Genomic DNA, 9,996 nt, shown 5'->3' with positions numbered 1-9,996 from the left:
CCCTTTGGCGCTGCCTATACTCCCTTTGACGTTCCCTTTGGCGCTCTGCGTAAGCGGGATCATTCCGATAACGTGCCCTTTGCTGCTCCCTTTTGCGTGCCCTTTGACGCTCTGCATAAAGAGGGTCATTCTGTTGGCGCGCCGCTTGGTACGACCTTTGGCGCTCTCTTTGGTACTGTGCGTAAGCAGGGTCATTTTGGTAGCGTTCCCTTTCGCGCCTTCTTTGGCGATATGCGTAAACAAGATCATTCTGGCTGATATCCCTCTGGGGCACTGAGTCAGGCCTGTCTTGCCTGAGCTCCGCTTGACCCCGAGTAGCTGAACTGGCTAATGCTTTTGCCAAACTCGACAAATCAGTTCTGCACAGTGGGCAGGTAGTTCTATTTGCGAATTGTTTTTGTACTATCAGGGCCTTTTTAAGGCAATCAGCGTGAAAGGTGTGTCTACATACGCTAGTGATAAGAGTAGCCACATCCCTACCGAAGACCATCAAGCAGACAGAACATTTTTCTTCCTCCGGGTTGTTTTTTTGGACCGTGAAAGGGTTGATTCCATCAATCATTTTCATACCCTTTTGTTTTATTTTCTTCAGACTGCAGACAGCATTTTCATATTTTAGTTCCCGATAATTATTTCAAGTAAACATAGTGTATGAATGCTGTTACCGTAATTGCTATCGTTCAGACTCATTTAATCAGGGCAAAACACGGTCCAAAATCTATCAACCCAGGTACTTTCATCATGCAGTCTTTGTCCCAGCCACAGTTTTTGCGTTTTGCGTTTGTTCTTGACAACTGCTTTCACTGAGGTATCGGGTTTCAGAATATTAAGAGACAACTGTCTTGCAATGCAGGTAGGAAACCCAAAGGAATCGAATATCTAAAGAGGAGAAAAGAGTGAAGATACAAAAATAATAAGGGGGAATAGAATTCCCCCATTAAAACTTCGAGTTACCAACTATTTTACTTCTTGTTAGCAGGAGTCTTTTTTGCAGCAGTTTTCCTGGCTGGAGCCTTTTTCTTAGCTATGTCCTTACTGGCAGGAGCCTTCGGCTTGGCAGCTACCTTTTTGGCTGTTGGCTTCTTCTTGGCCACAACTGCCTTTTTGGCTGCTGGCTTTTTCTTGGCAACTACTTTCTTCTTGGCCGCTGGCTTGCTCTTAACAGCCACTTTTTTCTTGGCTACTGTCTTTTTCTTGGCTGCCGCCTTTTTGACGGTGGTTTTCTTCGCGGTAGTTTTCTTCTTTACAGCTACCTTTTTCTTGGCAGTGGCTTTCTTAGCGGTGCTTTTTTTAGCAGTAGCTTTCTTGGCACTGGCCTTGGCCTTTTTCAATGCTTCTTTGGCTTTTTCCAGCTTTTTCATCAGTGCGTCGATTTCTTTTTCCCACTTTTTCACCATGTCGACCTTTTTGACAGTCTTCTTGGCAGTGGTTTTTTTAGCAGGAGCTTTTTTAGCAGCAGCCTTCCTGACAGTGCTTTTTTTATCTGCAGTCTTCCTTGTTGCAGGCATTGGGTCGTCCCTCGTTTTAATTTAACCAATCTACTAGTAGTCAGTACATCGTAATAAAAACTGAATAATTTATACCCAGTTTTAATTCCAACATAGAGTGCTTATTCGTCATCTGCAAATTTTTTTTTAGCTTTCTCTCTATTTTTTTGATGATGAAATTACATTTCCCTTAAATAAATAGATAGAAGAGGACGTCTATTTTTCATATTTATTACCACAAAAAACACTTTAAATAAGGCACTTTTCACTACATAACACTCAGCCGGGGTTGCCAAAAAAACCAATTTACTAAATGATAGGGCTCAGAGTTCCCTGTACTGAAAAAACTGTGCCGAAAAGCATGATGCAAAACTTATCTGAAAGAGTGTAAATATGATATTCAAAGCGTTTGTCAGCATCACCCTGCTCTCTTACTCACTGTGTTCATTCGCCGCTCTGGAAACAGAAAGTGACAAATTAAGCTATAGCCTTGGAGTATCCATGGCAGAGCAGCTTAAACAATTTGATGGGATCAATGTTAACGCCGTTATCCAGGGTGTAGAGGATAATCTTGGCAACCAGGTTTTACAGTTGTCACAGGATGAAGTCACCTACTTTGTAGATTTAGCTCAGGTGCAAAAGCAAAACCTTGAACAGGTCAAGTACCAGAAAGCAGCACAGGAGAGCCTGAAAAAAAGCCAGCTTTTTCTGGCAAAAAACAGCAAAAAGCCAGGCATTGTTGTGCTAAAGAGTGGTCTTCAGTACCGAGTTCTCACAAAAGGCACTGGCATCAAGCCATCCATTACTGATCATGTAACCGTTCACTATGAAGGCCGCCGGATAGATGGAACCCTCTTCGAAAGCTCATACACTCGAAACCAACCTGCAACTTTCCAGTTAAACCGGGTTATCGCTGGCTGGACAGAGGGAATACAGAAAATGCCTGAAGGTTCAACCTGGGAGCTTTTTATTCCCTCGACTCTGGCATACGGCTCCAGCGGTATTCCCGGAATCATTGGACCCAATGAAGCAATTATTTTCAAGGTAGAGCTCAGAGATGTAAACAAAAACAGCTGATACTGGCAGAAGGACAAAACGACTGAATGGTCTTAACACAGTATGCAGTTTGTCCTCCCCTGATCCGAACATCATGATTCAGCCAGCTTTTCCCGGTGAGATTCATGCAGAGATTCAATCAATTTATCTTCAAGACTGAAACGCTCTGCCAGAGTTTCGCCTAATTCCGATACAGCACCCTGAAGTTTCTGCAGGGAGCTGATTGATTCACAACTATCATTAAACTTCAAACATCTTGAAGTATTCTCTTCAAGCTGTGGCAGCACCGTATGAGCCAGTTCAACTCCCCCATCATTAAAATCGCGGGCTTCCTGAATCAACTGCTCGTAAACCTCAAAATGACCAGCCGAAGCATAATCTACTAATATCTGGCACAATTCCTTCAATTTACTGACTACCGGACGCTTGTCATCATCAAATTGATCCATTCCATTGATGGAGCAGTAAAGGACGATCAGCTCCTGACGCTCGTTGAGCCAGCGATCAATAATTTCTGATACACCTCCCCAACGTTCTTTGGCCGTTTGGCAACCCTCCAGCATGATAGACAGTTCCTCTTTAACAATTAGATCTCTTCTGCATGAATGGGGACCTCTTAAGCGCCTGTGTCAGGCAGCTCAGAAGCTAGGTTATGACAGTGAATTTTTTGCGGCAAGCGTTTATTTTTCCAAAACACAACACAATTTAAAATGCAAGTTTTCAAGGAACGTTATGAATTCAATGGCTTCAGGGTGTTTTCCTGGCAAACAAACAACTTTTTCAACTAAAAAAAAGTTATTTAATTAAAAAAAATTATTTTAATTAGCAAACTTGCAGATGGGTGGTTATAGGGAATAAATATTACCCACACACTATCTATTAACTTCTGCCATCCTCACTATCACGCTCTATTCTCAGATATTCTCGCCAGAGAGTCCTTTCTCCCGGCTACTTAACTATTCTGCTGCCATATACTCCTGCAGGAATGCATCAAAGTCATTTCTATCATTGTTTTCTGTTGCCAGCTGATCATCAATAGAGCGCCGGGCAAGCTGCTCAAAGTAGGATATTCGTTCATCGCTCAGATCATGCTCAGAGAATCTTTTGGAGTGCTTTTCCGATAAAGACATCATCAACTCAAGATAACCGGAGCCCTCCGTTTCAAGGGTATTAAGCAGCTGAGCAGAAGGGGTTAAAGCGACATCTTTCAGCTTTTCTTTTTGCGCGCGCAAGCTCTTAACAAACGTTGACGATTCATTGGCCTGGTCAAGAATCTCAGCAATTGGAGACATATCATCCAGTAGCTGAAGCCCCCAGTTCTGGAGCAAGACAGATTGGCCTTGCTGTCTCAACTCAACACCCGGGCGGCGGCCTTCCGTAACCACTGTTTTGAAATTATTGCTGACCTCGGCACACTCATCGGCATGAATAGGATTGCTGCTCTGCATCGAACAATAGACCAGAAAAACATCCAGAAAATGAGCATCCAGCTCACTCAGCCCCAGTGGTTCAAACGGGTTGATATCAAGGCAACGCACCTCAACATACTCAACGCCTTCCCTGTGCAGAGCGGTCACTGGTTTTTCACCGGAACGGGCAATCCGCTTTGGGCGGATAGTGCTGTAATACTCATTTTCTATTTGCAAAAGATTGGTATTCAGTTGCAGGTATTTACCGTCTTTTTTCAGACCAATGGCTTCATAGGGAGGGTATGGTGTACGAATGGCACTGGAAAGACTGTCCACGTACTCTTCCAGTGTGTTGTAGCAAATATTCAGAGAAGACTGGGCGTGATTGCTGTACCCCATATCACTCATGCGTAACGACGTCGCATAAGGAAGAAAAAGAGAGTCCTTATCGAGCGTCTGGAGGCCTGACTGAACGCCTCCATCGGCAAAAAAACTTCGGCTAACGGCCGGAGAGGCCCCAAACAGGTACATTAGTAGCCACGAGTAGCGCAGAAAATTCCGGATCAGGGAAAAATAACCCGCCGACCTGAAGTCCTGAGTGCTGATTTCCTCTTGTACAGAGTACTGCTGTAACAGCGCCCAGAACTCTTCTGGCAGGGAGAAGTTATAGTGAATACCGGCGATGGTTTGCATTGGCTTGCCATAACGATGCCAGAGCCCTTCACGATAAACACTTTTCATTACACCAATATTGGAACTCCCATACCGCGCAATAGGAATACTGTCATCCCCTTCCAGCAGCGGCGGCATACTCCCGGCCCAAAGGAACTCAGTTGCCATATTCTGGCAGGTATACTGGTGAAGTTGCTCAAGAAAGGAGAGCGTATCACCAATGCGACTGTGTACCGGCGTTATGAATTCAAGCAGTGCCTCAGAATAGTCAGTGGTGATGTAAGGGTGAGTTAGTGCGCGCCCCAGTTTCTCAGGATGGCTTTTCCGGGAAAGACGAACATCTGAGGTAACCCTGAGACTTTCACGCTCAATACCATGGCAGATGCCATTAAGAACTGAATGGTTAGCATGGGACTGGAAAAGCTCCAGACGATCCTGATACTCAGTAGCCAAGGTACAGATCCAATAATAATTAGGTATAACATTCGTTCAGAGAGATGATTCTTATTGGCAACACGGATACCCGTAACCACGACAACATGAACGAACTCTCATAAGTACTCAGCTTCAAACCGGGCAAGAAAACCTGAATGAGCCTGATAAAATAGCAATCAGCTTAGCAGCTGACCACGTCCTGAGGTTGTCGCCAAAGACAGATAAACAGCATTTTCTGGAACCACGAAGGGCACTAATTCCTGGAAACATTACTTTTTGGTCTTTGGATCCTTAGTGCTTCCAGCGCTTGTGCGACAGTCTCGTCCTGTAGTCCATATAATACCAGCCTGAATTGTCTAAATCCCCTAAAAAAGCCAGACAAAGGCCTGTCTGGCTTTTTCGTTAGCAAGCAACCATCACCGTTAAGAACGTCCTTGCAGACACGGTCAAAACCGGTTTTCCGCTGCTGAGTTTACTTGCGAAGTTGTTTCGCATTGGCAAACAAATCAGCAAAAGTGCCACCTGAATCCTGCTTCTTACCACGATTACCAGTCTGACTGGCTTTCTGTGGTTTGCTACGGCCTGCAGGCTTTTCAGTTCTGGCTTGCCGTGGTTGCTGGCGAGCTTCAGCACGCTCTTCGGCCTTATCCGACATCCGCATGGAAAGCCCGATACGCTTACGTGCAACGTCCACTTCCATGACTTTGACCTTAACGATATCGCCGGCTTTTACCACTTCACGGGGATCCTTAACGAAATTTTCAGACAACGCTGAGATATGCACCAGACCATCCTGATGGACACCAACATCCACAAACGCACCAAAGTTTGTCACGTTGGTGACCACACCTTCCAGCTCCATATTCAGCTTCAGATCGCGGATATCTTCAATGCCATCCTTGAACTCGGCGGCTTTGAAGTCCGGACGTGGGTCACGGCCAGGCTTATCCAGCTCACTGATAATGTCGGTAACGGTTGGCAGACCAAAGGTTTCGTCGGTAAAGTCAGCAGCATTCAGGCCCTTTAAGAAGGCAGAGTCCCCGATCAGAGCTTGAACATCCCGGCTTGACTGGTTGGCAATCTTCTCAACGACTGGATACGCCTCAGGATGCACAGCAGAACTGTCCAGAGGGTTATCACCATTCATCACTCTCAGGAAGCCTGCGGCCTGTTCGAAGGTTTTAGCACCAAAACGGGTCACCTTCTGCAGGTCCTTACGAGTTCTGAAGGCACCATTTTCATTGCGATAGGCAACGATGTTGTCGGCCAGGGTACGGTTAAGGCCCGATACGCGCGCCAGCAGCGCGCTGGAAGCGGTATTAAGATCAACACCTACCGCGTTTACACAATCCTCAACCACCGCTTCCAGAGAGCGGGACAGATTGATCTGGCTGACATCATGCTGGTACTGGCCAACACCGATGGATTTCGGCTCAATCTTCACCAGTTCTGCCAGAGGGTCCTGTAAACGACGGGCAATGGATACGGCACCACGGATAGAAACATCCAGGTCCGGAAATTCACGGGCGGCCAGTTCAGATGCGGAGTACACGGATGCACCGGCTTCGCTGACAACAATTTTGGTCAAACCAAGTTTTGGATAGCTGCGCATCAGTTCAGCAGCCAGACGGTCCGTTTCACGGGATGCCGTGCCATTACCGATACTGACCAGCTCAACCTGATGAGTCAGACAAAGAGTGGCCAGGGTGCCAAGGGCTTCCTTCCATTTCTTCTGGGGAGCATGGGGATAAATGGTGGTATGCTCGACCAATTTACCGGTACCATCCACCACGGCAACCTTCACACCGGTTCTCAAGCCCGGATCAAGACCCAGGGTTGGCCTGAGGCCAGCAGGCGCAGCCAGCAGCAAATCTTTCAGGTTCTTGGCAAAAACCTTGATGGCTTCATCTTCAGAGTTTTCCCGTATGCGGGTCATTAACTCGGTTTCCAACTGAGACAGCAGTTTAACCCGCCAGGTCCAGCGAACGACATCCTTCAACCAGTCATCCGCCGCCCGGCCTTGGTGCTCAACCTTCCAGAAATCAGCCACCAGCTTCTCACAGGGATGGGTTTCACGACGGTCTTCCGGTTCATTGGCGAGGCGGATGTTAGCCTGCAATACCCCTTCATTTCGTCCACGGAAGATGGCCAGCGCCCGATGGGACGGAGCACTTTTCAGTGGCTCATCATGTTCAAAGTAATCCCGGAACTTGGCGCCTTCCTCTTCTTTACCCTCAACCCCACGACTGCTCAGGATACCTTCATTCCAGAGCAGCTCACGCAGCTGTCCGAGAAGCTCGGCATCCTCACTGAAACGTTCCATCAGGATATAGCGGGCACCTTCCAGAGCCGCCTTGATATCCTCTACCCCCTTATCTGCGTCCACAAAAGCAGCTGCCTCTACGTCAGGATCTTTTTCTGGCGTATCGAACAGCATATCGGCAAGAGGCTCCAGACCCGCCTCACGGGCAATCTGAGCCTTGGTGCGACGTTTCGGCTTATAAGGAAGATAAAGGTCTTCCAGGCGGGTTTTGGTATCTGCAGAGCGGATATCTTTTTCCAGTTCAGGTGTCAGCTTATCCTGTTCGGTAATGCTCTTCAGAATGGCTTCACGGCGCTCTTCCAGTTCTCGCAGATAGCGGAGACGTTCTTCCAGGGTTCTCAGCTGGGTATCGTCCAGACCTCCGGTGACTTCTTTCCGATAACGGGCAATGAAAGGAACCGAAGATCCATCATCAAGCAGCTGTACAGCACTGGTGACCTGTTCAGGTCTGGCACCCAACTCTTCAGCTATACGCTGGGAGATACTCTGCATAAAACACACTCATCATGGGAATCAAAACAATAGGACAGTTTCCAGACAATGCTCAGAAACAGCACCATTTCTGCATCCAGCCGGTAATTAATGTCTATCCTTACCTGAAAACTCAAGCCACAAAGACACGCTAATGACCAGAGAAAACTAGGAATTATAACGAAACTGAACCGTTTGTATGCAAGCAAACCTTCAAAGTACCGGAAAATTACTGCTCCAAGGCAGAAATAATGAAAATGGAGAATTAAAAAAGGGAAGACAACGCTTCCCTCTATAACCTGGTTATTCTTACGGAACTTATCAGCTCAATGTTGGGCCGGCAGCCAACAGTGCCTTACCTTCGTCGTTATCGGTAAACTTAACAAAGTTGGTAATAAAGCGATCCGCCAGATCATGGGCCTTACGCTCCCATTCTGCCGGATCCTCATAGGTATCCTGAGGATTCAGAATACTATCATCAACGCCAGCAACACTTTGTGGTACATGCAATCCGAAAAAAGGCAGCGTTTTGGTTTCTACCTCATCAATAGAGCCATCCAGAATGGCATCAATGATCGCCCGGGTTGCCTTGATGGAGATGCGTTTGCCAGTGCCATTCCATCCCGTATTTACCAGGTAAGCGGTAGCGCCATGAGCTTCCATCTTCTTAACCAGCTCTTCGGCGTACCTGGTTGGGTGCAGGGACAGGAAGGCAGCACCGAAGCAGGAGGAGAACGTTGGTGTTGGTTCAGTGATACCACGCTCGGTGCCAGCCAGTTTTGCGGTAAAACCGGAGAGGAAGTGGTACTTGGTCTGCTCAGGGGTCAGACGGGAGACAGGCGGTAAAACACCAAAAGCATCGGCAGTCAGGAAGATCACTTTTTTGGCGTGACCAGCCTTGGAAACCGGCTTAACAATGTTGTCAATATGGTATAGAGGATAAGAAACCCGGGTGTTCTCGGTTTTTGAGCCATCATCAAAATCAATTTTGCCCCGGGCATCAACGGTTACGTTTTCCAGCAGCGCATCGCGACGAATGGCGTGGAAAATCTCAGGCTCATTTTCTTCTCTCAAGTTAATGGTCTTCGCATAACAGCCGCCTTCAAAGTTGAAAACGCCATCATCATCCCAACCGTGCTCATCATCACCAATCAAAGCGCGCTTTGGATCGGCAGAGAGTGTGGTTTTCCCGGTTCCGGACAGGCCGAAGAAAATGGCGGTATCACCCTGCTCACCCACATTGGCAGAACAGTGCATGGACGCTATGCCCCTGAGCGGCAGAAGGTAGTTCATAATGGAGAACATCCCTTTCTTCATTTCACCGCCATACCAGGTGCCACCAATCACCTGAATCCGCTCCGTCAGGTTAAATGCCACAAAGTTTTCAGAGTTGAGACCGTGCTCCTGCCATTTTGGGTTGGTACACTTGGCACCGTTCATTACAATAAAGTCAGGTTCAAAGCCCTTCAGCTCATCTTCGCCGGGCCGGATGAACATGTTCTTAACGAAGTGTGCCTGCCATGCCACTTCGGTAACAAAGCGCACGCTCAAGCGTGTTTCAGGATTAGCGCCACAGAAACCATCAATAATGAACAGGCGCTTGGCGGACAGTTGATTGGTTACCAGTGATTTAAGATCTGTCCAGACTTCTTCAGTAATTGCCTTGTTATCATTTTTACCCTGGTCCGACCACCAGATGGTATCCCGGGTTGTATCGTCCTTGACGATGAATTTGTCCTTCGGAGAACGCCCCGTGAAGATACCGGTATCCACCGACACTGCCCCCATTTCAGTAACCACCCCCTGTTCATAGCCTTCCAGCTCCAGACGGGTCTCCTCTTCAAACAGCGTTTCATAAGAAGGGTTGTAAACCACATCAAGGACATCCTTGATTCCGACAGCAGCCAAAGCTTCCTTTACGTTTTCATGGGCCATGCAAAGTTCTCCTAAGGCAATACGCTCAACTTAACGTTTTGTGTTGTTAGATTATGGTAATTCTTGTGGCGTGCTATGATAGAGTATTGAACCTGTTATTTAAATATAAGTCTGAAATTACAGGTTATAGAGCCCTCTCACCACGCTTGATCGTTAACTGAGTCTGGTAAAAACGTTAAACCTTTGTCAGCTTAAAAGTATTGCTCCG

At 47.1% G+C, this 9,996-nt stretch carries 7 protein-coding genes and 1 pseudogene; 2 read left to right on the top strand and 6 right to left on the bottom strand.

Annotated elements, in window-relative coordinates; all coding sequences use genetic code 11:
- Positions 1–258, top strand: a 258-nt coding sequence (locus tag KDK15_RS17475; protein WP_257296675.1) for a hypothetical protein, incomplete at its 5' end; no start/stop codon positions are given.
- Positions 259–370: 112 nt separating this feature from the next.
- Here KDK15_RS17475 and KDK15_RS21590 read toward each other — a convergent pair.
- A pseudogene (locus KDK15_RS21590) lies at positions 371–562 on the bottom strand (RING finger domain-containing protein); the annotation flags it as partial.
- 400 nt (positions 563–962) lie between these two features.
- Positions 963–1,508 (bottom strand): hypothetical protein, encoded by a 546-nt coding sequence (locus tag KDK15_RS17470; RefSeq protein ID WP_257296674.1) that lies wholly within the window; start codon positions 1,506–1,508, stop codon positions 963–965.
- Positions 1,509–1,880: 372 nt separating this feature from the next.
- Here KDK15_RS17470 and KDK15_RS17465 point away from each other — a divergent pair, with 372 nt between their 5' ends.
- Positions 1,881–2,564 carry an FKBP-type peptidyl-prolyl cis-trans isomerase gene (locus tag KDK15_RS17465; RefSeq protein WP_257296673.1) on the top strand — a complete coding sequence of 228 codons (684 nt, stop codon included), beginning with the start codon at positions 1,881–1,883 and terminating at the stop codon, positions 2,562–2,564.
- Positions 2,565–2,635: 71 nt separating this feature from the next.
- Here KDK15_RS17465 and rsd read toward each other — a convergent pair whose 3' ends face one another.
- The 4 genes from rsd to pckA all read right to left on the bottom strand — a co-directional run bounded on the left by rsd (position 2,636) and on the right by pckA (position 9,788).
- Positions 2,636–3,106, bottom strand: a complete 471-nt coding sequence (rsd, locus tag KDK15_RS17460) for a sigma D regulator (protein ID WP_257296672.1) — start codon at positions 3,104–3,106, stop codon at positions 2,636–2,638.
- A gap of 393 nt (positions 3,107–3,499) precedes the next feature.
- Entirely contained in the window at positions 3,500–5,077 is a 1,578-nt protein-coding gene (gshA, locus tag KDK15_RS17455; protein ID WP_257296671.1) for a glutamate--cysteine ligase, read from the bottom strand.
- Positions 5,078–5,531: 454 nt separating this feature from the next.
- Complete coding sequence (locus KDK15_RS17450) at positions 5,532–7,874, bottom strand: Tex family protein (protein WP_257296670.1); 2,343 nt, start codon at positions 7,872–7,874, stop codon at positions 5,532–5,534.
- Positions 7,875–8,174: 300 nt separating this feature from the next.
- Positions 8,175–9,788: a phosphoenolpyruvate carboxykinase (ATP) gene (gene pckA, locus KDK15_RS17445; RefSeq protein WP_257296669.1), complete on the bottom strand. Its 1,614-nt coding sequence runs from the start codon at positions 9,786–9,788 to the stop codon at positions 8,175–8,177.
- Positions 9,789–9,996: the final 208 nt, after the last annotated feature.

The organism is Endozoicomonas sp. YOMI1 (assembly GCF_024606345.1).
Classification (GTDB): domain Bacteria; phylum Pseudomonadota; class Gammaproteobacteria; order Pseudomonadales; family Endozoicomonadaceae; genus Endozoicomonas.
The sequence above is the reverse complement of the archived record's forward strand: the minus strand, read 5'-3'. Positions and strand labels throughout refer to the sequence as shown.